This is a genomic window from Staphylococcus sp. EG-SA-2 (assembly GCF_017152085.1).
The window spans coordinates 1-23295 of sequence record NZ_JACYHC010000411.1 but is presented as its reverse complement, the minus strand read 5'-3'; the positions used below and the strand labels follow the sequence as shown (position 1 = coordinate 23295).

Here is a 23295-nt window from a genome sequence, read left to right as displayed (position 1 = left end):
TGATTGCTGTCTGGTTTTTTAGAAAATATGATAATCACATGCGTGGATCAGTAGGTATGATGACTGGTGCTATGAATATTGGATTGTTTGCATATCCACTAATTGAAGTGATATGGCCTAAAACGGGACTTATTTATTTTGTTATGGCTGATATAGGTGGTGCCTTTGTGATGTTTGGAATTACTTACTTTGTAGGTAGCTACTTTAGTGAAGGTAGTGATCAATTCGATTTTAAATATTTAGGTAAGAAATTATTACAATCAGTGCCACTCGTTACATACATTGTAATGTTTATATTGAATATAAGTCACATCCATTTACCACATGTGGCAATCGATTTCTTTAGCATACTTTCCCATGCAAATATGCCGTTATCAATGATTTTGCTAGGTGTCATGTTGAATTTTACTCTGGAAAGAAAGTATATACCTGCTACTATTAAATATTTATGTTTGCATTATGGATTAGCATTAGTTGCGGGATTGTTAGTATATGTGTTGTTACCAGTATCAGATGATATGATTAAGACGACATTGTTGGTCACTTGGATGTTCCCGGTAGGTGTTGCAATTATTTCTTATGGTATTCAGTTTAAATATCGAACACTGCCATTTATAGGTATGACGACCAATTTGACAATCATTATTAGTATCATTATTTTGTACGTGTATCAGGCAGTGTTTGTCTAGTTTACACATTTGAAAATAAAATCCATTTTAGTATTCGTAGAAAATGAGAGCCCCCTTTACCACAATATGTAAATGTATATTGTGAAAAGGGGGCTTTTATTTATGACATAGTTGTTCAACTCATACATTCAAGTTGATAATGCAGTGCGTTATGCAGCTATCCACTTCATATGTATGGCGCATACTTGATATATGAATATCATCAAGATTTTAAAAGTATCGCTAATTTTAAAGTCTTAAAACGCATGATTAATGTCATGATGTGTTATTGCGTTTTGTTTTTAGAGCCACGTATTTCCTAGGACATATAGAGGAACATTCAACGTAAAATTCCCGAAAATTAATTTTAATCATTCTATAAGTGAATGGTTATTTTCAGAAGTGATTACATTTTTACGTTACATGAGTATTTAACTTTCTATTTCAAATTACCTAGAATTATAGCAGCTATCACGATAATAATAATACCTGCCCAAATACCCGTCATCTGACGACGATCTTTTCTTTCTCCTAAAATGAAAATACCACCTAATGTTGAAACGATAACAAGTAACTGTGATAATGAGAAACTTGTAGCTACACCAACTTTTGGTTGAGAATAGAACATGAACAAGTTACCAATTCCCCAAATCACACCTGGCAATAGATTAAGTGCTGTTGATTTAAGTGATGTTTTATGATTCATGGATAGGATAAAGCCACCAATTGCCATACCGACAGATTGGAAGAACAATGCATCAGTTCCACCAACACCAAAGATGTCACCAAGTACAACGAAACCTACATATCCAACTGTAGATACAATTAAAATACCCATTGCTTTTTTAAATTCAGGATTATCTGATTGACGTTCATTTTTGGCTTTAAGTGAAGTAAGTGCTACACCAGTAACTAATAATATCATGGCGATTAAACCAAAGATAATTTGAGTCATTGAAGACCATTCACCTAAAAAGATAACGCTGAATAATGTTGTACCAACTAATTGCATACCTGTAGAAACTGGCATAGTATTTGATACACCGATTAAACTAATAGATTTAAGCTGATTCGCTTGTCCAAACGCCCATAATGCACCAGAAATAAGACCGACAATAATTACAGTAGGATTATTGAATTTTGCGAAACCAGTAATAAGTAAACCTAATCCAACAATGAGTGCGCCTAGCGTCGTACCACGAATTTGGTTGTAAGGTCCACCGCCGACGAACACATTAATAAGAACGACACTTCCCCAGAATAAAGCAGGTAAAAGTGCGATTAAGAAATCAAGAAATTGCAAGACTACTCACTCTCCTATACTATTTTTGCAAGTGCTCCCCTTAATTGACACTTGCATGTTATTGTAAAGCATTCTGCCCTAATAGTAAAAAACAACTACTTATAATTTTCAATATTTACAAAAAGTAGAAAAACCCACAATACATGCTAATGAAGTACTGTGGGGTATTTGCTTGGTATTTTATTCAGGGATTGTTTGATCTTTTACGTTACGTGATTCGAATTTGAATTTAATGTACTCATAGTTGATATGGAAACCTAGACCATTAAATCGTTCGATGAGTTTATTATTTTTATTACGAATTTTAAAATAAACTTTTCTAATATCAAAATTATCAAAAGCATATTGCAATGCATACGCAAGCAACTCGAAAGCGATACCTTTCAAACGGTAATCTACATGAGAACTGAAGTATTTAATCTCGGCGATTGACTGTTGTGAATCAATTTCAAGGTATAAATAACCTTTAAGTAAACCTTCGCTAACAAATAAAAACAAATGATGATGGTCGTCTAAACTATCAATGATATCTTGCGGTGACTGTGCCTGATATTTAAATGTAGTTGTGTGTAATTTGCTGAAAGCACGATAAAACCCTTTGTGATAAGGAATGATATTTGGTTGGTGCATATCTTCTTCTAATCTTGTACGGGCTTCTATGTAATAGTCAGTGAAGTTATAACTTGCTTGAATAACTTTCATTAATGGTTTGTATTGTTGAATGCCTTCTTCAAAAGAAAAGTTAAAGACGGCATCGTCAGGTTGGTTCGAAGTCATTGCTTTAAATAGCGTTTCAAACGTATCGACAGATAATACATAATTGTCAGCCACGAATGGGCCTATGACTTTGAATTTATTTTTATCGTATGCAAAAGACAATATGATTGCTTTGATTGAATCGTTTTCTTTAATCGAAAATACACCAGGTGATTCAATCGCATCGGTTATTAATACATCTATTTCATTGTACTGTTGAGGAAGTTTATATAAGTATGATGCTGATTCATAATTCGAATGTTCAATGAACGATTTTATTTGTGTAATATCATATAACTGAACTATGCTCATGTCATTACCTCCGTACTTTTTGTTACTTTTATTATATAGTATTTCAACTGAAATGAAAGTTAATAGTGATATTAACATGTTACAATACATTTAACACCATTGAATTTAAATCAAAGATTAGTGGAATAGATGAAGCACGTTCGAAATAAAAGAACGTATGAGAAAGGATAATTTATGAAATCTTTAATATTAGCTGAAAAACCATCAGTTGCAAGAGATATTGCTGATGCTTTACAAATAAATCAGAAGCGTAATGGTTACTTTGAAAATAACCAATATATTGTCACGTGGGCGTTAGGTCATCTAGTGACAAATGCGACACCTGAACAATACGATAAAAATTTAAAGGAATGGCGATTAGAAGACCTTCCAATTATACCTAAATATATGAAAACTGTTGTTATTGGTAAAACAAGCAAACAATTTAAAACAGTAAAAGCGTTAATTTTAGATAATAAAGTGAAAGATATTATTATTGCAACAGATGCTGGACGAGAAGGTGAACTAGTTGCAAGATTGATTTTGGATAAAGTTGGTAACAAAAAGCCAATCCGTCGATTATGGATTAGCTCAGTTACTAAAAAAGCTATTCAACAAGGTTTTAAAAATTTAAAAGACGGTCGTCAATATAACGATTTGTATTATGCAGCGTTAGCGAGAAGCGAGGCAGATTGGATTGTTGGGATTAATGCAACGCGTGCACTAACAACAAAGTATGATGCACAGCTATCCCTGGGACGTGTTCAGACACCAACGATTCAATTAGTAAATACACGACAACAAGAGATTAATCAGTTCAAACCACAACAATACTTTACATTATCATTAACGGTAAAAGGGTTTGATTTTCAGCTAGAATCAAATCAGCGATATACCAATAAAGAAACTTTAGAACAGATGGTTAATAATTTGAAAAATGTCGATGGTAAGATTAAATCTGTTGCTACTAAACATAAGAAGTCGTATCCGCAATCACTGTACAATTTAACAGATTTACAACAAGATATGTATAGACGTTATAAAATTGGACCTAAAGAAACATTGAATACACTTCAAAGCTTATATGAGAGACATAAAGTCGTAACCTATCCAAGAACAGATTCAAACTATTTAACAACTGATATGGTAGATACTATGAAAGAACGTATTCAGGCGACGATGGCAACAACATATAAAGACCAAGCACGCCCATTAATGTCTAAAACATTTTCATCAAAAATGTCGATATTTAATAATCAAAAAGTATCTGATCACCATGCAATTATTCCTACAGAAGTGAGACCTGTCATGTCAGACTTAAGTAATAGAGAATTAAAGTTATACGATATGATTGTCGAGCGTTTTTTAGAAGCTTTAATGCCTCCGCACGAGTATGACGCGATAACTGTAACTTTAGAGGTTGCAGGGCACACATTTGTTTTGAAAGAGAATGTAACAACTGTTTTAGGTTTTAAATCTATTAGACAAGGTGAATCTATTACAGAGATGCAACAGCCTTTTTCAGAAGGCGATGAAGTGAAGATTTCAAAAACAAACATTAGAGAACATGAAACAACACCTCCAGAATATTTTAATGAAGGTTCGTTATTAAAAGCGATGGAGAACCCTCAGAACTTTATTCAATTGAAGGATAAAAAATATGCGCAAACTTTAAAACAAACAGGTGGTATCGGCACAGTTGCAACAAGGGCCGACATTATCGATAAATTATTTAATATGAATGCCATTGAATCAAGAGACGGTAAAATTAAAGTAACGTCAAAAGGTAAACAAATATTAGAATTAGCACCAGAAGAATTAACGTCGCCACTTTTAACTGCACAATGGGAAGAAAAATTACTTTTAATTGAACGTGGTAAATATCAGGCGAAAACATTTATTAATGAAATGAAAGATTTTACGAAAGATGTTGTAAATGGGATTAAAAATAGTGATCGTAAATATAAACACGATAATTTAACAACCACAGAATGCCCAACGTGTGGTAAATTCATGATTAAAGTTAAAACTAAAAATGGTCAGATGCTTGTGTGCCAAGATCCATCTTGTAAGACGAAAAAGAATGTACAGCGCAAAACAAATGCAAGATGTCCAAACTGTAAAAAGAAATTAACGTTGTTTGGTAAAGGGAAAGAAGCGGTATATCGTTGTGTTTGTGGACATTCTGAAACGCAAGCACATATGGATCAGCGTATGAAGTCTAAATCCTCTGGTAAAGTATCTCGTAAAGAAATGAAAAAGTATATGAATAAAAATGAAGGTTTAGACAATAATCCGTTTAAAGATGCATTAAAGAACTTGAATTTATAGATAAAATCGAACAAAGTTGAATCAGAAAAACGAAAAGTTCGCTTTTGGTATTGTTTTTTATTAAGAATGATATTAAACTATTAAGGTATTTTAAAAAAAGGAGCATCCATTCGTGAAAAACTATTTCCAGTTCGATAAATATGGAACAAACTTTAAAAGAGAAATCTTAGGCGGTATCACAACTTTCTTATCTATGGCCTATATTTTAGCAGTTAACCCGCAAGTTTTAAGTTTAGCAGGTGTTAAAGGCGTATCAGAAGATATGAAAATGGACCAAGGTGCCATTTTTGTAGCGACTGCATTAGCAGCATTTGTAGGCTCGCTATTCATGGGACTAATAGCTAAATATCCAATCGCATTAGCACCAGGTATGGGATTAAATGCATTCTTTGCATTTACTGTTGTGTTAACCATGGGTATTCCTTGGCAAGTTGGTTTAACAGGTGTTTTATTCTCAGGTATATTCTTTGCGATATTAACCGTCACAGGGTTTAGGGAAGTTATTATTAATGCAATTCCTTATCAAATGAAGATGGCTGTTTCAGCAGGTATAGGATTATTCATTACATTTGTAGGTTTACAAAGTTCGGGTATTATAGTTAAAAATGAATCTACATTAGTAACATTGGGACATTTAACTGATCCACCAGTACTTTTGGCGATATTCGGTATCGTTATTACAGTTATTTTATATGCAATTAAATTGCCGGGTTCTATCTTTATCGGTATGATCATCACAGCAATCGTTGGTATGTTCACTGGATTGATTCAAATGCCATCTGGTATTGTAGGTAAGATTCCAAGTATTGAACCAACGTTCGGTGCTGCATTTGAAGCGTTTAAAGACCCAAGTCAATTATTAACGATACAGTTCTTAATTGTTATTTTAACGTTCTTATTTATTGATTTCTTTGATACAGCTGGTACATTAGTAGCTGTTGCTACTCAAGCAGGTATTATGAAAGATAATAAATTACCAAGAGCTGGTAGAGCATTGTTCTCAGATTCTTTAGCTACGATTGTAGGATCAGTTTTTGGAACAACTACAACAACTTCTTATATCGAATCAACTTCAGGTGTTGCTGTAGGTGCTAGAACAGGATTTGCTAGTATCGTAACAGGTTGTTGTTTCCTATTAGCGCTGTTCTTTAGTCCGTTAATCGCTGTTGTAACAAGTGCAGTTACGACACCAGCTTTAGTGGTGGTAGGTGTATTAATGGCTGCAAACTTTGCTGAGATAAACTGGAAAAGTTTTGAAGTTGCAGTGCCAGCATTCATTACAATCATTATGATGCCTTTATCATACTCAATTGCAACTGGTATTGCGTGTGGATTTATTTTCTATCCAATTACAATGCTTATCTCTAAAAAACATAAAGAAGTACATCCGATAATGTATGTATTAATGGTACTATTCATTCTGTACTTCATATTTGTTCATGGTTAAATCCAGACACAAAAAACGACTGCCAATGATTGGTAGTCGTTTTTTCTTTGAAGTAAGGATAAAATAAGAAGCGAAATAACATAAAGCAATATTATGAATGTCTTTAAATATCCGATATAAATATACTTCTTTTAAAATTGTTGGACGTGTTTCTTCTATATTATATACCTAATTAAAAAGGTTTTAAGAATTATTCTCTATGTCCATCTTTGTATTGTGTGTAAATGACACGAGCATTTTTATTAGGTATATAGGTTGGCGCTGATAATACAACTAGGACAAATAGAATCATTAGGAAAAATAAAATCCAATGAATCAAAATTCCTAAGAAGGGGATGATAGCTAAAAAACTACCTACTATACCAAATATTGGAATAATCGCTATAGGTCTAATCGCATTTTGTCTATTCACTAATAATATAATAGTAAGAATTAGATAAAGTAATGCATTAAAGAGTAAAGGCTGCCATCCAAAACTTAAAATAAACGTTGCACCTAAAAAAGGAATGCCATAGAAAAACTCACAAAGTATTAAAAAGATACCTATAAGTGCTAAAGATAATTTTGGTCCATTTTTCATATTCATTCACCACCGTTCTTATGACTAATTATATAGAATAATTTTCAATGATAATAATAAAATGATTCAAGGTACGAATTTACAATAAAGAAGGAAATAAAAAATATCTCGAAAATAGTTGAACTGACTAAGTATATAAAGTAAAATATAAAAGTATGTGTTAGACAGATAGAAAAATTATGTGAAAAGCCTTGATTTATCGATGTTTTTCGTGTAATATAACTAACGTTGGACTTTAAGAAAAGCGATGAAGCGAAAGGTTACTGACACACCCGGCCGCTTTGCCATGGCGCTGTGTAAGATAGTTTTCGTGGAGAAGTCTATCACTAAATGTAGACGAATAAGGAGGGAAAATTATGGCAAAACAAAAAATCAGAATCAGATTAAAAGCTTATGATCACCGCGTGATTGATCAATCAGCAGAGAAGATTGTAGAAACAGCGAAACGTTCTGGTGCAGATGTTTCTGGACCAATTCCGTTACCAACTGAGAAATCAGTTTACACAATCATCCGTGCCGTGCATAAGTATAAAGATTCACGTGAACAATTCGAACAACGTACACACAAACGTTTAATCGATATTGTAAACCCAACACCAAAAACAGTTGACGCTTTAATGGGCTTAAACTTACCATCTGGTGTAGACATCGAAATCAAATTATAATAGACAATTTTAGGAGGTGGACTTTCGATGACCAAAGGAATCTTAGGAAGAAAAATTGGGATGACACAAGTATTCGGAGAAAACGGTGAATTAATCCCTGTAACAGTAGTAGAAGCTAAAGAAAATGTTGTATTACAAAAGAAAACTGTAGAAGTTGATGGATACAACGCAATCCAAGTTGGATTTGAAGACAAAAAAGCATACAAAAAAGATGCAAAATCTAATAAATATGCTAATAAACCAGCTGAAGGTCACGCTAAAAAAGCTGACGCAGCACCTAAGCGCTTCATTCGTGAATTCCGCAATGTAGACGTGGATGCTTACGAAGTAGGTCAAGAAGTCTCAGTAGATACTTTTGTAGCTGGCGACGTTATTGACGTAACAGGCGTATCAAAAGGTAAAGGTTTCCAAGGTGCAATTAAACGCCACGGACAATCTCGTGGACCTATGTCACACGGTTCTCATTTCCACAGAGCACCAGGTTCTGTAGGTATGGCTTCAGATGCTTCTAGAGTATTTAAAGGCCAAAAAATGCCAGGACGTATGGGTGGAAACACTGTAACTGTTCAAAACTTAGAAGTAGTTCAAGTTGACACAGAAAACAAAGTTATCTTAGTAAAAGGTAACGTACCTGGACCTAAAAAAGGTTTAGTAGAAATCAGAACTTCAATTAAAAAAGGTAATAAATAATAAGAAGTGAAAGGAGGAAATGCATAATGGCTAATTATGATGTTTTAAAATTAGACGGAACTAAATCAGGTTCAATCGAATTAAGCGATGCAGTATTCGGTATTGAGCCAAATAATAGCGTTTTATTCGAAGCTATTAATTTACAACGTGCTTCATTACGTCAAGGTACGCATGCTGTTAAGAATCGTTCAGCAGTAAGCGGTGGCGGACGTAAACCATGGAAGCAAAAAGGAACAGGTCGTGCTCGTCAAGGTACAATCCGTGCTCCACAATGGCGTGGCGGTGGTATCGTATTCGGACCAACTCCAAGAAGTTATGCATACAAAATGCCTAAGAAAATGCGTCGTTTAGCTTTACGCTCAGCATTATCTTTCAAAGCTCAAGAGAATGGCTTAACTGTAGTTGACGCATTCAACTTCGAAGCTCCAAAAACTAAAGAATTCAAAAATGTATTATCTACATTAGAACAACCTAAAAAAGTATTAGTAGTTACTGAAAACGAAGATGTAAATGTTGAATTATCAGCACGCAACATCCCTGGCGTTCAAGTGACAACTGCTCAAGGTTTAAATGTTTTAGATATCACTAATGCTGACAGCTTAGTAATTACTGAAGCTGCTGCTAAAAAAGTTGAGGAGGTGCTCGGATAATGGAAGCAAGAGATATTCTTAAGCGCCCCGTAATCACTGAGAAATCTTCTGAAGCAATGGCTGAAGACAAATACACTTTCGACGTTGATACTCGTGTTAACAAAACACAAGTAAAAATGGCAGTTGAAGAAATCTTCAACGTAAAAGTTGCAAGTGTTAATATCATGAATTACAAACCTAAGAAAAAACGTATGGGCCGTTACCAAGGCTATACAAACAAAAGAAGAAAAGCGATTGTAACTCTTAAAGAAGGATCAATCGACTTATTTAACTAATAAAACAATTACCATTAAGGAGGTAAGCGACAATGGCTATTAAAAAGTATAAGCCAATAACAAATGGTCGTCGTAATATGACTTCGTTAGATTTCGCAGAAATCACGAAAACTACACCTGAAAAGTCATTATTAAAACCGCTACCGAAAAAAGCGGGACGTAACAACCAAGGTAAATTGACTGTAAGACACCATGGTGGTGGACACAAACGTCAATACCGTGTTATCGATTTTAAACGTAACAAAGATGGTATCAATGCAAAAGTTGATTCTATTCAATATGATCCAAACCGCTCAGCAAACATCGCTTTAGTTGTATATGCAGACGGTGAAAAACGATATATCATTGCTCCTAAAGGATTAGAAGTAGGTCAAATCGTTGAAAGTGGTGCTGAAGCTGACATCAAAGTTGGTAACGCATTACCATTACAAAACATTCCAGTTGGTACAGTAGTACACAACATCGAGCTTAAACCTGGTAAAGGTGGACAAATCGCTCGTTCAGCTGGTGCAAGTGCTCAAGTACTTGGTAAAGAAGGTAAATACGTATTAATCAGATTAAGATCTGGTGAAGTTCGTATGATCTTATCTACTTGCCGTGCTACAATCGGTCAAGTTGGTAACCTACAACACGAATTAGTTAACGTTGGTAAAGCCGGACGTTCAAGATGGAAAGGTATCCGTCCAACAGTTCGTGGTTCTGTAATGAACCCTAACGATCACCCACACGGTGGTGGTGAAGGTCGTGCTCCTATCGGTAGACCATCTCCAATGTCACCATGGGGTAAACCTACGCTTGGTAAGAAAACTCGTCGTGGTAAAAAATCATCAGACAAACTTATCGTTCGTGGACGTAAGAAAAAATAATATAATCAACTTATTTGGGTGTGCGGCTTAAAGCTGCACGCACATAATAAGAAGGGAGGCGCCCAAATGGCTCGTAGTATTAAAAAAGGACCTTTCGTCGATGAGCATTTAATGAAAAAAGTTGAAGCTCAAGAAGGAAGCGAAAAGAAACAAGTAATCAAAACATGGTCACGTCGTTCTACAATTTTCCCTAATTTCATCGGACATACTTTTGCAGTATACGACGGACGTAAACACGTACCTGTATATGTAACTGAAGATATGGTAGGTCATAAATTAGGTGAGTTTGCTCCTACTCGTACATTCAAAGGACACGTTGCAGACGACAAGAAAACAAGAAGATAATATCTATTAAGTAGAGGAGGACATCCTAATGGAAGCAAAAGCGGTTGCTAGAACAATAAGAATCGCACCTCGTAAAGTAAGACTAGTTCTTGACTTAATCAGAGGTAAAAATGCTGCTGAAGCTATTGCAATTTTAAAATTAACAAACAAAGCTTCATCACCAGTAATTGAAAAAGTATTAATGTCCGCTTTAGCTAATGCTGAACATAACTATGACATGAACACAGATGAATTAGTAGTTAAAGAAGCATATGCTAACGAAGGACCAACATTAAAACGTTTCCGTCCACGTGCGCAAGGTCGTGCAAGTGCGATTAACAAACGTACAAGCCACATTACAATCGTCGTAAGTGACGGTAAAGAAGAAGCTAAAGAAGCTTAATTAACTTTTAAGGAGGGAATACTGTGGGTCAAAAAATTAATCCAATCGGACTTCGTGTTGGTATTATCCGTGATTGGGAAGCTAAATGGTATGCTGAAAAAGACTTCGCTTCACTTTTACACGAAGATTTAAAAATCCGTAAATTTATTGATAATGAATTAAAAGAAGCATCAGTTTCTCACGTAGAGATTGAACGTGCTGCAAACCGTATCAACATTGCAATTCATACTGGTAAACCTGGTATGGTAATTGGTAAAGGCGGTTCAGAAATCGAAAAATTACGCAACAAATTAAATGCGTTAACTGATAAAAAAGTACACATCAACGTAATTGAAATCAAAAAAGTTGATCTTGACGCTCGTTTAGTAGCTGAAAACATCGCACGTCAATTAGAAAACCGTGCTTCATTCCGTCGTGTACAAAAACAAGCAATCACTAGAGCTATGAAACTTGGTGCTAAAGGTATCAAAACTCAAGTATCTGGTCGTTTAGGCGGAGCTGACATCGCTCGTGCTGAACAATATTCAGAAGGAACTGTTCCACTTCATACGTTACGTGCTGACATCGATTATGCACACGCTGAAGCTGACACTACTTACGGTAAATTAGGCGTTAAAGTATGGATCTATCGTGGAGAAGTTCTTCCTACTAAGAACACTAGTGGAGGAGGAAAATAATAATGTTACTACCAAAACGTGTAAAATATCGTCGTCAACATCGTCCTAAAACAACTGGTCGTTCTAAAGGCGGTAACTACGTAACATTTGGTGAGTTTGGTTTACAAGCTACAACAACGTCTTGGATCACATCTCGTCAAATCGAATCTGCTCGTATAGCAATGACACGTTACATGAAACGTGGCGGGAAAGTTTGGATTAAAATCTTCCCACATACACCATATACTAAAAAACCTTTAGAAGTACGTATGGGTGCTGGTAAAGGTGCGGTTGAAGGCTGGATCGCAGTTGTTAAACCAGGTAGAATTTTATTCGAAGTTGCTGGCGTTTCTGAAGAAGTTGCGCGTGAAGCACTACGTTTAGCAAGTCACAAACTTCCAGTAAAAACTAAGTTTGTAAAACGTGAGGAATTGGGTGGTGAAACAAATGAAAGCTAAGGAAATTAGAGACTTAACCACTTCAGAAATCGAAGAACAAATCAAATCTTCAAAAGAAGAGCTTTTTAACCTACGCTTTCAGTTAGCTACAGGTCAATTAGAAGAAACTGCACGTATTCGTACAGTAAGAAAAACGATTGCACGTCTAAAAACTGTTGCTCGTGAAAGAGAAATTGAACAAAGTAAGGCTAATCAATAATTAAGTAAGAGGAGGTTACAAAAGTGAGCGAAAGAAACGATCGTAAAGTTTATGTAGGTAAAGTTGTTTCAGACAAAATGGACAAGACTATTACAGTACTTGTTGAAACTTACAAAACACACAAATTATACGGTAAACGAGTAAAATACTCTAAAAAATACAAAACTCATGATGAAAACAATTCAGCTAAATTAGGAGACATTGTTAAAATTCAAGAAACTCGTCCTTTATCAGCAACAAAACGTTTTCGTTTAGTAGAGATTGTTGAAGAGTCAGTAATTATTTAATACAAGTTTAGAGATAAGGGAGGTTTAACTAATGATCCAACAAGAAACACGCTTGAAAGTAGCAGACAACTCTGGTGCTCGTGAAGTTCTTACAATCAAAGTATTAGGTGGATCTGGTCGTAAAACAGCAAACATCGGCGATGTTATCGTATGTACTGTTAAAAATGCAACACCAGGTGGCGTTGTTAAAAAAGGTGACGTTGTCAAAGCTGTAATCGTACGTACTAAGTCAGGTGTTCGTCGTAATGACGGTTCATACATCAAATTTGATGAAAATGCATGTGTTATCATCCGTGATGACAAAGGCCCACGTGGTACTCGTATCTTCGGACCTGTTGCTCGTGAATTACGTGAAGGTAACTTCATGAAAATCGTATCATTAGCACCAGAAGTACTTTAATTAATAACAACCAATACAAATAAGGAGGTGCCCACATGCATATCAAAAAAGGTGACAACGTTAAAGTTATCGCAGGTAAAGACAAAGGTAAAGAAGGTAAAGTAATTGCTACTCTACCTAAAAAAGACCGTGTCGTTGTGGAAGGTGTTAACATTATGAAAAAACACCAAAAACCAACTCAATTAAATCCTGAAGGTGGAATCTTAGAAACAGAGGCAGCAATCCATGTTTCTAATGTACAATTATTGGACCCTAAAACAAACGAACCAACTCGTGTAGGTTACAAATTTGTTGATGGTAAAAAAGTTCGTATCGCTAAAAAATCTGGCGAAGAAATTAAATCTAATAATTAATAACAAGTTGAAAGGAGGATCCCACTTTGAACCGTTTAAAAGAAAAGTTTAACACTGAAGTTACTGAAAACTTAATGAAAAAATTCAATTATAGTTCAGTAATGGAAGTACCAAAAATAGATAAAATCGTTGTGAACATGGGTGTAGGTGACGCAGTACAAAATTCTAAAGTATTAGACAATGCTGTTGAAGAATTAGAATTGATCACTGGTCAAAAACCATTAGTAACTAAAGCTAAAAAATCAATCGCGACTTTCCGTTTACGTGAAGGTATGCCAATCGGTGCGAAAGTAACACTTCGCGGTGAAAGAATGTATGAATTCTTAGACAAATTAATTTCAGTATCATTACCACGTGTACGTGACTTCCAAGGTGTTTCTAAAAAAGCATTTGACGGACGCGGTAACTACACTTTAGGTGTTAAAGAACAATTAATTTTCCCAGAAATCGACTATGATAAAGTAAGTAAAGTTAGAGGAATGGATATTGTTATCGTAACGACTGCTAACACTGATGAAGAAGCTCGTGAATTGTTAGCTAACTTCGGTATGCCATTCCGTAAATAATTATTTAAAGGAGGCTAATTAAGTGGCTAAAACTTCAATGGTTGCTAAGCAACAAAAAAAACAAAAATATGCAGTTCGTGAATACACTCGTTGTGAACGTTGTGGCCGTCCACATTCTGTATATCGTAAATTTAAATTATGCCGTATTTGTTTCCGTGAATTAGCTTACAAAGGCCAAATCCCTGGCGTTCGTAAAGCTAGCTGGTAATAAAAAAGAGTCTGAAAGGAGGCAACAATCAATGACAATGACAGATCCAATCGCAGATATGCTTACTCGTGTAAGAAACGCAAACATGGTGCGTCACGAGAAGTTAGAATTACCTGCATCAAATATTAAAAAAGAAATTGCTGAAATCTTAAAGAGTGAAGGTTTCATTAAAAATGTTGAATACGTAGAAGATGATAAACAAGGTGTACTTCGTTTATTCTTAAAATATGGTCAAAACGATGAGCGTGTTATCACAGGATTAAAACGTATTTCAAAACCAGGTTTACGTGTTTATGCAAAAGCTAGCGAAATGCCTAAAGTATTAAATGGTTTAGGTATTGCATTAGTATCAACTTCTGAAGGTGTAATCACTGACAAAGAAGCAAGAAAACGTAATGTTGGTGGAGAAATTATCGCATACGTTTGGTAATAAAAAATAAGGAGGTGCCATAACATGAGTCGTGTTGGTAAGAAAATTATTGACATCCCTAGTGACGTAACAGTAACTTTTGATGGAAATCATGTAACTGTTAAAGGTCCTAAAGGTGAATTATCAAGAACTTTAAATGAAAGAATGACATTCAAACAAGAAGAAAACACAATTGAAGTTGTAAGACCATCTGATTCTAAAGAAGATAGAACAAACCATGGTACAACTCGTGCTTTATTAAACAATATGGTACAAGGTGTTTCTCAAGGATACGTAAAAGTACTTGAACTTGTTGGTGTAGGTTACCGTGCTCAAATGCAAGGTAAAGACTTAATCCTTAACGTTGGTTATTCTCACCCAGTAGAAATTAAAGCTGAAGAAAACATTACTTTCTCAGTTGAGAAAAACACAGTCGTTAAAGTTGAAGGTATTTCAAAAGAACAAGTTGGAGCATTAGCATCTAACATCCGTTCAGTAAGACCTCCAGAGCCTTACAAAGGTAAAGGTATTCGTTACCAAGGTGAATACGTTCGCCGTAAAGAAGGTAAAACTGGTAAATAATAGATAAACTCTAAAGAAAGGAGTATTGAAATGATCAGTAAAATTGATAAAAATAAAGTGCGTTTAAAAAGACATGCTCGTGTTCGTACTAACTTATCAGGTACAGCTGAAAAGCCACGTTTAAACGTATATCGTTCAAACAAGCATATCTACGCTCAAATTATTGATGATAATAAAGGCGTAACATTAGCTCAAGCTTCTTCAAAAGACAGCGACATTGCTACTACAGCAACTAAAGTTGAATTAGCAACTAAAGTCGGTGAAGCAATTGCTAAAAAAGCTGCTGACAAAGGCATTAAAGAAATCGTATTTGACCGTGGAGGATATTTATATCACGGACGTGTTAAAGCATTAGCTGAAGCAGCAAGAGAAAGCGGATTAGAATTTTAATTTAAAGGAGGGACAAATACATGGCTCGTAGAGAAGAAGAGACGAAAGAATTTGAAGAACGCGTTGTTACAATCAACCGTGTAGCAAAAGTTGTAAAAGGTGGTCGTCGTTTCCGTTTCACTGCATTAGTTGTAGTTGGAGACAAAAATGGTCGTGTAGGTTTCGGTACTGGTAAAGCTCAAGAGGTACCAGAAGCAATCAAAAAAGCTGTTGAAGCAGCTAAAAAAGATTTAGTAGTTGTTCCACGTGTTGAAGGTACAACTCCACACACAATTACTGGCCGTTACGGTTCAGGAAGCGTATTTATGAAACCGGCTGCACCTGGTACAGGAGTTATCGCTGGTGGTCCTGTTCGTGCCGTACTTGAATTAGCAGGTATCACTGATATCTTAAGTAAATCATTAGGATCAAACACACCAATCAACATGGTTCGTGCTACAATCGATGGTTTACAAAACCTTAAAAATGCTGAAGATGTTGCGAAATTACGTGGCAAAACAGTAGAAGAATTATACAATTAAGGAGGGAAAACTAGTTATGGCTAAATTACAAATTACCCTCACTCGTAGTGTTATTGGTCGTCCTGAAACACAACGTAAAACTGTTGAAGCTTTAGGTCTTAAAAAGACTAACAGTTCAGTAGTTGTTGAAGATAACCCTGCTATTCGTGGGCAAATCAACAAAGTTAAGCACTTAGTAACAGTAGAAGAAAAATAATCAAGGAGGTGCCGAAATGAAATTACATGAGTTAAAACCGGCAGAAGGTTCACGTAAAGAACGCAATCGTGTTGGACGTGGTGTTGCGACAGGTAATGGTAAAACAAGTGGTCGCGGACACAAAGGTCAAAAAGCTCGTTCAGGCGGTGGTGTAAGACCAGGATTTGAAGGTGGTCAATTACCATTATTCCGTCGTTTACCAAAACGTGGTTTTACTAACATAAATCGTAAAGAATATGCTATTGTTAACTTAGACCAACTTAATAAATTTGAAGATGGTACTGAAGTAACTCCAGCTTTATTAGTAGAATCTGGTGTTGTTAAGAATGAAAAATCTGGTATCAAAATACTAGGTAATGGTTCACTTGATAAGAAATTGACAGTGAAAGCTCATAAATTCTCAGCTTCAGCAGCAGAAGCTATTGATGCTAAAGGTGGAGCACACGAGGTGATCTAATGATTCAAACCCTTGTGAACTTCTTTAGAACAAAAGAGGTTCGTAACAAGATTTTCTTCACACTAGCAATGTTAGTAATTTTTAAAATAGGGACTTATATACCAGCTCCAGGAGTAAATCCTGCAGCTTTTGATAATCCCCAAGGTTCTCAAGGTGCCACTGAGTTATTAAATACTTTTGGTGGCGGAGCCTTGAAACGATTTTCTATTTTTGCAATGGGTATTGTACCCTACATCACTGCATCAATCGTAATGCAATTATTACAAATGGATATTGTCCCTAAATTCTCAGAATGGGCAAAACAAGGTGAAGTAGGTAGAAGAAAGTTAAATAACGTTACTCGTTATTTAGCAATTTCTTTAGCATTTATCCAATCTATAGGTATGGCATTCCAATTTAATAATTATCTCAAAGGTGCGCTGATTATCAATCAGTCAATTATGAGTTATTTATTAATAGCACTAGTTTTGACAGCAGGAACTGCTTTCTTAATATGGCTTGGTGATCAAATCACTCAGTTCGGTGTTGGTAATGGTATTTCTATTATCATATTTGCGGGTATTTTATCAACGTTGCCAGCCAGTCTAATTCAATTTGGACAAACTGCGTTCGTTGGGCAAGAAGATACATCATTAGCATGGTTGAAAGTATTAGGACTTTTAGTGTCACTGATACTATTAACTGTAGGTGCTATTTATGTACTTGAAGCCGTTCGTAAAATTCCGATTCAATATGCTAAGAAACAAACTGCTCAAAGATTAGGTTCACAGGCAACTTATCTACCTTTAAAAGTGAACTCAGCCGGTGTTATTCCTGTAATCTTTGCAATGGCGTTCTTCTTACTGCCTAGAACATTAACGTTGTTCTATCCAGATAAAGAATGGGCACAAAACATTGCGAATGCTGCAAATCCTTCAAGTAATGTTGGTATGGTTGTATATATTGTACTAATTATACTATTCACATACTTCTATGCATTTGTACAAGTTAATCCGGAAAAAATGGCTGATAACCTTAAGAAACAAGGTAGCTATGTTCCAGGCATTAGACCTGGTGAACAAACCAAAAAATATATTACTAAAGTTTTATATCGTTTAACTTTTGTAGGTTCTATCTTCTTAGCCGTTATTTCAATTCTACCAATATTAGCAACTAAGTTTATGGGATTACCACAATCAATTCAGATTGGTGGTACAAGTTTACTTATCGTTATTGGTGTAGCGATTGAAACAATGAAATCTTTAGAAGCTCAAGTATCTCAAAAAGAATATAAAGGCTTTGGTGGTAGATAATTTTAGGAGGGCACTTATGAATATCATTTTGATGGGTTTACCTGGCGCAGGTAAAGGAACTCAAGCAAGTGAAATTGTCAAGAAATTCCCAATACCCCACATTTCAACTGGTGACATGTTCAGAAAAGCTATAAAAGAAGAAACTGAATTAGGTAAAGAAGCTAAGTCTTATATGGACCGTGGCGAATTAGTTCCTGATGAAGTGACTGTAGGTATCGTTAAGGAAAGAATTTCTGAAGACGATGCAAAAAAAGGCTTTTTATTAGATGGCTTCCCAAGAACAATCGAGCAAGCTGAGGCATTAAATAATATTATGTCTGAGCTTGACAGAAACATTGATGCTGTCATCAATATCGAAGTTCCGGAAGAAGAATTAATGAACCGTCTTACAGGTCGTCGAATCTGTGAGTCATGTGGTACAACGTATCATCTTGTATTTAATCCTCCGAAGGTCGAAGGTATTTGTGATATCGATGGTGGTAAATTGTATCAACGAGAAGATGATAATCCTGAAACGGTAGCTAATCGTTTGAGTGTTAATATTAAACAATCTAAGCCTATTTTAGATTTCTATGATCAAAAAGATGTATTGAAAAATATTGATGGTTCAAAAGATATTAGCGACGTTACCAAAGATGTCATTGATATTTTAGATCATTTGTAATAGATCAACTTTTAGCGGTCTATTTTAAGTGAGGCATGATTTAATCATATTAGATAGATGAGAGTGGCAATTAACGATAATTAATTCCCGTAATTTTTGTTTAACTTATAAAATTAATCACTGATAGATTCGTAACAATAAAGTTGTCTATTGACGATTACCTTACTATTGCAAAAAGGGGGAAGTTAATCAATGGCTAAACAAGATGTAATTGAATTAGAAGGTACTGTATTAGATACTTTACCGAACGCAATGTTTAAAGTAGAATTAGAAAATGGTCATGAGATTTTAGCTCACGTAAGTGGTAAAATCAGAATGAATTACATTCGTATTCTACCTGGCGACAAAGTAACTGTTGAGATGTCTCCGTACGATTTAACACGCGGAAGAATTACTTATCGTTATAAATAATCGTCACTCCATAATATAGGGAGGTATAAAAATGAAAGTAAGACCATCAGTAAAACCTATTTGCGAAAAATGTAAAGTCATTAAACGTAAAGGTAAAGTAATGGTAATTTGTGAAAATCCAAAACACAAACAAAGACAAGGTTAATAAAAGAGAGGTGTAAATTAATATGGCACGTATTGCAGGAGTAGATATTCCACGTGAAAAACGCGTAGTTATCTCATTAACTTATATATACGGTATCGGTACGTCAACTGCTCAAAAAATTCTTGAAGAAGCTAACGTATCAGCTGATACTCGTGTGAAAGATTTAACTGATGACGAATTAGGTCGCATCCGTGAAGTTGTAGACGGTTATAAAGTCGAAGGTGACTTACGTCGTGAAACTAACTTAAATATCAAACGTTTAATGGAAATTTCATCATACCGTGGTATCCGTCACCGTCGTGGTTTACCAGTTCGTGGTCAAAAAACGAAAAACAACGCGCGTACTCGTAAAGGACCAGTTAAAACGGTAGCTAACAAGAAAAAATAATAGATAAAGGAGGCAAATTTTAAATGGCACGTAAACAAGTATCTCGTAAACGTAGAGTGAAAAAGAATATTGAAAATGGTGTAGCACACATCCGTTCAACATTCAACAACACTATTGTAACTATCACTGATGAGTTCGGTAATGCTTTATCATGGTCATCAGCTGGTGCATTAGGATTCAAAGGATCTAAAAAATCAACACCATTTGCAGCACAAATGGCTTCTGAAACTGCATCTAAATCAGCTATGGAGCATGGTTTAAAAACAGTTGAAGTAACAGTTAAAGGACCTGGTCCAGGTCGTGAATCAGCTATTCGTGCATTACAATCTGCAGGTTTAGAAGTAACTGCGATCAGAGACGTTACTCCAGTACCTCATAACGGTTGTCGTCCACCAAAACGTCGTCGTGTATAATTTATGATGGTATTGTTACAGGTCACTGAGCAAACATTTTAAATTAAGTCGACGTATATAAGGAGGATATTTAAATGATAGAAATCGAAAAACCTAGAATTGAGACAATTGAAATTAGTGAAGATGCTAAATTCGGTAAGTTCGTTGTTGAACCACTAGAACGTGGCTACGGTACTACACTAGGAAACTCCTTACGTCGTATCCTACTATCTTCATTACCAGGTGCAGCCGTTAAGTATATTGAAATTGAGGGAGTTTTACATGAATTCTCAGCAGTAGACAATGTAGTTGAAGATGTTTCTACAATTATTATGAACATTAAACAATTAGCATTGAAAATTTACTCTGAAGAAGATAAAACTTTAGAAATTGATGTACGTGATGAAGGCGAAGTAACAGCAAGCGACATTACACATGATAGTGATGTTGAAATTTTAAACCCAGAGCTTAAAATTGCAACAGTATCTAAAGGTGGTCACTTAAAAATTCGTCTAGTTGCTAACAAGGGTAGAGGTTACGCATTAGCAGAACAAAATAATACTAGTGATTTACCAATTGGTGTAATCCCTGTTGATTCATTGTATTCACCTGTTGAACGTGTGAACTATACTGTTGAAAATACACGTGTAGGTCAAAGCAGTGATTTTGATAAATTAACATTGGATGTTTGGACTAATGGTTCAATCACACCACAAGAATCAGTTTCATTAGCAGCAAAAATAATGACTGAACACTTGAATATCTTCGTTGGTCTTACTGATGAAGCGCAAAACGCTGAAATCATGATTGAAAAAGAAGAAGATCAAAAAGAAAAAGTATTAGAAATGTCTATTGAAGAATTAGACTTATCTGTACGTTCATATAACTGCTTAAAACGCGCAGGAATCAATTCTGTTCAAGAGTTAGCTGACAAATCTGAAGCTGACATGATGAAAGTGCGTAATTTAGGTCGTAAATCTTTAGAAGAAGTTAAATACAAATTAGAAGATTTAGGATTAGGATTAAGAAAAGAAGATTGATAAAGGAGGTTAACTCATGGGTTACAGAAAATTAGGTCGTACTTCTGATCAACGTAAAGCTATGTTACGTGACTTAGCTACATCACTTATTATTAGTGAACGTATTGAAACTACAGAAGCTCGTGCAAAAGAAGTTCGCAGTGTTGTTGAGAAATTAATCACTTTAGGTAAAAAAGGAGATTTAGCTTCTCGTCGTAATGCAGCTAAAACTTTACGTAATGTTGAAATCTTAAACGAAGATGAAACTACACAAACTGCACTTCAAAAATTATTTGGTGAAATCGCAGAGCGTTACACAGAACGTCAAGGTGGTTACACTCGTATCCTTAAACAAGGCCCTCGTCGCGGTGACGGTGCTGAATCAGTAATTATCGAATTAGTATAAGAATTTATATAAATACACTAACTACTTTTATATAAAGCAAATGAGTGCAACGATAATGTTTGCCACATACAAATATTGTCTAGCTCAGAGTACCCCATCAACTAAATAAAGATTTAAAGCGTGAACTCAACAAACTTATGATGGGGTGCGCGCTTTTTTATTGAATAAGATATCGGACTTATGAACAGAAATGTTTTTAAGTCCGATTTCTTTATATCTACTTTTTTGAGTGCGAATCTAAAAATATGATCAAGCTAGTTTGATCAATTTCACTAGAACTGAATGAAGTGAAAGTATTATCGTTGAACCAAACGCGACCACCCCTATATTAGTAAATCATTTATTTTATTAACGTTTATACATAATTGTTAGAGAGGAATAAATGTCCTTATCATTAGTTGTTAAACAACACTTTAAAGACTAGAAATGAGTTAGAAAATACTAGTAATATATAGCAAACCCAGTCAATGTCATATACAGCGATTTATAAATATTGTAAAATATGATAGATACACGAATCGTAAAGGAGAGAGACAAGTGGAGGATAAGAATTCAGTTATTGTATTTAAAAATGTTTCATTTCAATATCAAAGTGATGCATCCTTCACATTGAAAGATGTTTCTTTTAATATACCTAAAGGTCAGTGGACATCTATTGTTGGTCATAACGGTTCTGGAAAATCTACAATTGCCAAGTTAATGATTGGCATAGAGAAAGTTAAATCTGGAGAAATTTTTTATAATAATCAAGCTATAACTGATGATAATTTTGAAAAGTTAAGAAAAGACATAGGAATTGTATTTCAGAATCCGGATAATCAATTTGTTGGTTCAATTGTAAAATACGATGTGGCATTTGGACTCGAAAATCATGCGGTTCCACATGACGAAATGCATAGAAGAGTCAGCGAAGCACTTAAACAAGTTGATATGTTAGAACGTGCAGATTATGAACCTAATGCATTATCGGGGGGACAGAAGCAGCGTGTGGCTATAGCAAGTGTATTAGCACTTAACCCCTCTGTCATTATATTAGATGAGGCGACTTCTATGTTAGATCCTGATGCACGTCAAAATTTATTGGATTTAGTGAGAAAAGTTAAATCAGAACATAATATTACAATCATTTCTATTACGCATGATTTATCTGAGGCGATGGAAGCAGATCATGTTATCGTTATGAATAAAGGGACTGTCTATAAAGAAGGCACAGCGACTGAAATTTTCGACCATGCAGAAGAGTTAACAAGAATAGGTCTAGATTTGCCATTCCCAATCAAAATAAATCAAATGCTGGGACACCAAACATCATTCTTAACTTATGAAGGGCTGGTGGATCAACTATGACTATACGGTTTGACAATGTAAGTTATACCTATCAAAAAGGGACACCATATCAGCATCAAGCTATTCATGATGTTAATACAGAATTTGAACAAGGTAAATATTACGCCATCGTTGGACAAACGGGTAGTGGTAAATCAACGTTGATACAAAATATTAATGCGCTGTTAAAGCCGACTACTGGGACAGTTACAGTTGATGACATTACTATTACACATAAGACCAAAGATAAATATATTAGACCTGTAAGAAAAAGAATTGGAATGGTATTTCAATTTCCCGAATCTCAATTATTTGAGGACA

The 23295-nt window shown here is 35.1% G+C and carries 39 protein-coding genes; 36 read left to right on the top strand and 3 right to left on the bottom strand.

Annotated elements, in window-relative coordinates; genetic code table 11:
- The coding region (locus IDG60_RS04435) for an AEC family transporter (RefSeq protein WP_206160522.1) at positions 1–689 on the top strand (689 nt) is incomplete at its 5' end.
- 170 nt (positions 690–859) lie between these two features.
- Positions 860–991 (top strand): hypothetical protein, encoded by a 132-nt coding sequence (locus tag IDG60_RS04430; RefSeq protein ID WP_001789121.1) that lies wholly within the window; start codon positions 860–862, stop codon positions 989–991.
- Positions 992–1107: 116 nt separating this feature from the next.
- Here the strand turns inward: IDG60_RS04430 and IDG60_RS04425 are convergent, their stop codons facing one another.
- A complete protein-coding gene (locus IDG60_RS04425) occupies positions 1108–1971 on the bottom strand; it encodes a GRP family sugar transporter (protein ID WP_001159898.1) in 864 nt (287 codons plus the stop codon).
- A 180-nt stretch (positions 1972–2151) separates the two neighbouring features.
- Positions 2152–3039 carry a GNAT family N-acetyltransferase gene (locus IDG60_RS04420; protein WP_000029536.1) on the bottom strand — a complete coding sequence of 296 codons (888 nt, stop codon included), beginning with the start codon at positions 3037–3039 and terminating at the stop codon, positions 2152–2154.
- 65 nt (positions 3040–3104) lie between these two features.
- Here IDG60_RS04420 and IDG60_RS04415 point away from each other — a divergent pair, with 65 nt between their 5' ends.
- From IDG60_RS04415 to stgP, 3 genes are all read left to right on the top strand, one after another.
- Entirely contained in the window at positions 3105–3188 is an 84-nt protein-coding gene (locus IDG60_RS04415) for a hypothetical protein (RefSeq protein WP_031761989.1), read from the top strand.
- 25 nt (positions 3189–3213) lie between these two features.
- The gene (locus IDG60_RS04410; RefSeq protein ID WP_000838479.1) at positions 3214–5349 is read left to right on the top strand and encodes a DNA topoisomerase III; all 2136 of its coding nucleotides are present in this window, start codon (positions 3214–3216) and stop codon (positions 5347–5349) included.
- 112 nt (positions 5350–5461) lie between these two features.
- Positions 5462–6796 carry a 6-thioguanine permease StgP gene (stgP, locus tag IDG60_RS04405; protein WP_000800700.1) on the top strand — a complete coding sequence of 445 codons (1335 nt, stop codon included), beginning with the start codon at positions 5462–5464 and terminating at the stop codon, positions 6794–6796.
- Between the two features lie 190 nt (positions 6797–6986).
- Here stgP and IDG60_RS04400 read toward each other — a convergent pair whose 3' ends face one another.
- The gene (locus tag IDG60_RS04400; RefSeq protein ID WP_000788443.1) at positions 6987–7376 is read right to left on the bottom strand and encodes a hypothetical protein; all 390 of its coding nucleotides are present in this window, start codon (positions 7374–7376) and stop codon (positions 6987–6989) included.
- A gap of 356 nt (positions 7377–7732) precedes the next feature.
- On the opposite strand from IDG60_RS04400, the gene rpsJ reads away from it, so the two are divergent.
- From rpsJ to IDG60_RS04245, 31 genes are all read left to right on the top strand, one after another.
- A complete protein-coding gene (rpsJ, locus tag IDG60_RS04395) occupies positions 7733–8041 on the top strand; it encodes a 30S ribosomal protein S10 (RefSeq protein WP_001118667.1) in 309 nt (102 codons plus the stop codon).
- Between the two features lie 27 nt (positions 8042–8068).
- On the top strand, positions 8069–8731 hold the full coding sequence (rplC, locus tag IDG60_RS04390) for a 50S ribosomal protein L3 (RefSeq protein WP_000160212.1): 663 nt from the start codon (positions 8069–8071) through the stop codon (positions 8729–8731).
- A gap of 26 nt (positions 8732–8757) precedes the next feature.
- Positions 8758–9381: a 50S ribosomal protein L4 gene (rplD, locus tag IDG60_RS04385; RefSeq protein ID WP_000024827.1), complete on the top strand. Its 624-nt coding sequence runs from the start codon at positions 8758–8760 to the stop codon at positions 9379–9381.
- On the top strand, positions 9381–9656 hold the full coding sequence (gene rplW, locus IDG60_RS04380) for a 50S ribosomal protein L23 (protein WP_000388082.1): 276 nt from the start codon (positions 9381–9383) through the stop codon (positions 9654–9656). Before rplD ends, rplW begins: the two co-directional genes overlap by 1 nt.
- A 32-nt stretch (positions 9657–9688) precedes the next feature.
- Positions 9689–10522: a 50S ribosomal protein L2 gene (gene rplB / locus IDG60_RS04375; RefSeq protein WP_000985472.1), complete on the top strand. Its 834-nt coding sequence runs from the start codon at positions 9689–9691 to the stop codon at positions 10520–10522.
- A gap of 66 nt (positions 10523–10588) precedes the next feature.
- Positions 10589–10867: a 30S ribosomal protein S19 gene (gene rpsS, locus IDG60_RS04370; RefSeq protein WP_000124353.1), complete on the top strand. Its 279-nt coding sequence runs from the start codon at positions 10589–10591 to the stop codon at positions 10865–10867.
- A 28-nt stretch (positions 10868–10895) separates the two neighbouring features.
- Positions 10896–11249 carry a 50S ribosomal protein L22 gene (gene rplV, locus IDG60_RS04365; protein ID WP_000387527.1) on the top strand — a complete coding sequence of 118 codons (354 nt, stop codon included), beginning with the start codon at positions 10896–10898 and terminating at the stop codon, positions 11247–11249.
- Between the two features lie 23 nt (positions 11250–11272).
- The gene (gene rpsC, locus IDG60_RS04360; RefSeq protein WP_000529877.1) at positions 11273–11926 is read left to right on the top strand and encodes a 30S ribosomal protein S3; all 654 of its coding nucleotides are present in this window, start codon (positions 11273–11275) and stop codon (positions 11924–11926) included.
- 2 nt (positions 11927–11928) lie between these two features.
- Positions 11929–12363 (top strand): 50S ribosomal protein L16, encoded by a 435-nt coding sequence (gene rplP, locus IDG60_RS04355; RefSeq protein WP_000926310.1) that lies wholly within the window; start codon positions 11929–11931, stop codon positions 12361–12363.
- Complete coding sequence (gene rpmC / locus IDG60_RS04350) at positions 12353–12562, top strand: 50S ribosomal protein L29 (RefSeq protein WP_000644737.1); 210 nt, start codon at positions 12353–12355, stop codon at positions 12560–12562. The genes rplP and rpmC overlap by 11 nt, the downstream gene beginning before the upstream one ends.
- A 23-nt stretch (positions 12563–12585) precedes the next feature.
- The gene (gene rpsQ / locus IDG60_RS04345; protein WP_000004086.1) at positions 12586–12849 is read left to right on the top strand and encodes a 30S ribosomal protein S17; all 264 of its coding nucleotides are present in this window, start codon (positions 12586–12588) and stop codon (positions 12847–12849) included.
- Between the two features lie 31 nt (positions 12850–12880).
- The gene (rplN, locus tag IDG60_RS04340; protein WP_000615921.1) at positions 12881–13249 is read left to right on the top strand and encodes a 50S ribosomal protein L14; all 369 of its coding nucleotides are present in this window, start codon (positions 12881–12883) and stop codon (positions 13247–13249) included.
- 35 nt (positions 13250–13284) lie between these two features.
- Entirely contained in the window at positions 13285–13602 is a 318-nt protein-coding gene (rplX, locus tag IDG60_RS04335) for a 50S ribosomal protein L24 (protein ID WP_000547687.1), read from the top strand.
- Positions 13603–13628: 26 nt separating this feature from the next.
- On the top strand, positions 13629–14168 hold the full coding sequence (gene rplE, locus IDG60_RS04330; RefSeq protein ID WP_001080824.1) for a 50S ribosomal protein L5: 540 nt from the start codon (positions 13629–13631) through the stop codon (positions 14166–14168).
- A gap of 22 nt (positions 14169–14190) precedes the next feature.
- Positions 14191–14376 (top strand): type Z 30S ribosomal protein S14, encoded by a 186-nt coding sequence (locus tag IDG60_RS04325; RefSeq protein ID WP_001140799.1) that lies wholly within the window; start codon positions 14191–14193, stop codon positions 14374–14376.
- Positions 14377–14407: 31 nt separating this feature from the next.
- The gene (gene rpsH, locus IDG60_RS04320) at positions 14408–14806 is read left to right on the top strand and encodes a 30S ribosomal protein S8 (protein ID WP_000178881.1); all 399 of its coding nucleotides are present in this window, start codon (positions 14408–14410) and stop codon (positions 14804–14806) included.
- Positions 14807–14830: 24 nt separating this feature from the next.
- Complete coding sequence (rplF, locus tag IDG60_RS04315) at positions 14831–15367, top strand: 50S ribosomal protein L6 (protein WP_000091975.1); 537 nt, start codon at positions 14831–14833, stop codon at positions 15365–15367.
- A gap of 30 nt (positions 15368–15397) precedes the next feature.
- Positions 15398–15757, top strand: coding sequence for a 50S ribosomal protein L18 (gene rplR, locus IDG60_RS04310; protein WP_000623881.1), 360 nt, complete (start codon positions 15398–15400; stop codon positions 15755–15757).
- Positions 15758–15777: 20 nt separating this feature from the next.
- Positions 15778–16278 (top strand): 30S ribosomal protein S5, encoded by a 501-nt coding sequence (rpsE, locus tag IDG60_RS04305; protein ID WP_000113851.1) that lies wholly within the window; start codon positions 15778–15780, stop codon positions 16276–16278.
- Positions 16279–16294: 16 nt separating this feature from the next.
- A complete protein-coding gene (rpmD, locus tag IDG60_RS04300; RefSeq protein WP_001096577.1) occupies positions 16295–16474 on the top strand; it encodes a 50S ribosomal protein L30 in 180 nt (59 codons plus the stop codon).
- A 16-nt stretch (positions 16475–16490) separates the two neighbouring features.
- Positions 16491–16931: a 50S ribosomal protein L15 gene (rplO, locus tag IDG60_RS04295; RefSeq protein WP_000766074.1), complete on the top strand. Its 441-nt coding sequence runs from the start codon at positions 16491–16493 to the stop codon at positions 16929–16931.
- The gene (secY, locus tag IDG60_RS04290) at positions 16931–18223 is read left to right on the top strand and encodes a preprotein translocase subunit SecY (RefSeq protein WP_000616784.1); all 1293 of its coding nucleotides are present in this window, start codon (positions 16931–16933) and stop codon (positions 18221–18223) included. The genes rplO and secY overlap by 1 nt, the downstream gene beginning before the upstream one ends.
- Positions 18224–18239: 16 nt before the next feature.
- Positions 18240–18887, top strand: a complete 648-nt coding sequence (locus IDG60_RS04285) for an adenylate kinase (protein WP_072497064.1) — start codon at positions 18240–18242, stop codon at positions 18885–18887.
- A 192-nt stretch (positions 18888–19079) separates the two neighbouring features.
- Entirely contained in the window at positions 19080–19298 is a 219-nt protein-coding gene (gene infA, locus IDG60_RS04280) for a translation initiation factor IF-1 (RefSeq protein WP_001118443.1), read from the top strand.
- 31 nt (positions 19299–19329) lie between these two features.
- Positions 19330–19443 (top strand): 50S ribosomal protein L36, encoded by a 114-nt coding sequence (gene rpmJ, locus IDG60_RS04275; RefSeq protein ID WP_000868342.1) that lies wholly within the window; start codon positions 19330–19332, stop codon positions 19441–19443.
- A gap of 22 nt (positions 19444–19465) precedes the next feature.
- Positions 19466–19831, top strand: a complete 366-nt coding sequence (rpsM, locus tag IDG60_RS04270) for a 30S ribosomal protein S13 (RefSeq protein ID WP_000090796.1) — start codon at positions 19466–19468, stop codon at positions 19829–19831.
- 23 nt (positions 19832–19854) lie between these two features.
- Complete coding sequence (gene rpsK, locus IDG60_RS04265) at positions 19855–20244, top strand: 30S ribosomal protein S11 (protein ID WP_000101625.1); 390 nt, start codon at positions 19855–19857, stop codon at positions 20242–20244.
- A gap of 74 nt (positions 20245–20318) precedes the next feature.
- A complete protein-coding gene (locus IDG60_RS04260) occupies positions 20319–21263 on the top strand; it encodes a DNA-directed RNA polymerase subunit alpha (RefSeq protein ID WP_000569649.1) in 945 nt (314 codons plus the stop codon).
- A 16-nt stretch (positions 21264–21279) separates the two neighbouring features.
- Positions 21280–21648, top strand: coding sequence for a 50S ribosomal protein L17 (rplQ, locus tag IDG60_RS04255; protein ID WP_000542274.1), 369 nt, complete (start codon positions 21280–21282; stop codon positions 21646–21648).
- A 537-nt stretch (positions 21649–22185) separates the two neighbouring features.
- A complete protein-coding gene (locus IDG60_RS04250) occupies positions 22186–22995 on the top strand; it encodes an energy-coupling factor transporter ATPase (RefSeq protein ID WP_000389658.1) in 810 nt (269 codons plus the stop codon).
- Positions 22992–23295: ATP-binding cassette domain-containing protein (locus tag IDG60_RS04245; protein ID WP_107610596.1), on the top strand; the 304-nt coding region annotated here is incomplete at its 3' end. The genes IDG60_RS04250 and IDG60_RS04245, both read left to right, overlap by 4 nt.